General features: G+C 71.0%; 1 pseudogene. It reads left to right on the plus strand.

Annotated elements, in window-relative coordinates:
• Position 1: 1 nt before the first annotated feature.
• Positions 2–303 (plus strand): annotated as a pseudogene (locus tag EA796_RS22995) (acetyl-CoA C-acetyltransferase); the annotation flags it as partial.

The raw sequence follows: 303 nt of genomic DNA on the forward strand, positions 1-303 counted from the left end.
CATGCAAGACGTCGTCATAGTCGCCGCCACCCGCACCGCCATCGGCAGCTTCCAGGGCAGCCTGGCCGAGATTCCCGCGCCCGAGCTCGGCGCCATCGTGATCAAACGCCTGCTGGAGCAGACCGGCCTCGACGCCGCCCAGGTCGATGAAGTCATCCTCGGCCAGGTGCTCACCGCAGGCTCCGGGCAGAACCCCGCACGCCAGGCGGCGATCCGCGCCGGCCTGCCGCATGCCGTGCCGGCCATGACCCTGAACAAGGTCTGCGGCTCGGGCCTGAAGGCCCTGCACCTGGCCACCCAGGC

The organism is Pseudomonas sp. AOB-7 (assembly GCF_003696305.1).
Classification (GTDB): domain Bacteria; phylum Pseudomonadota; class Gammaproteobacteria; order Pseudomonadales; family Pseudomonadaceae; genus Aquipseudomonas.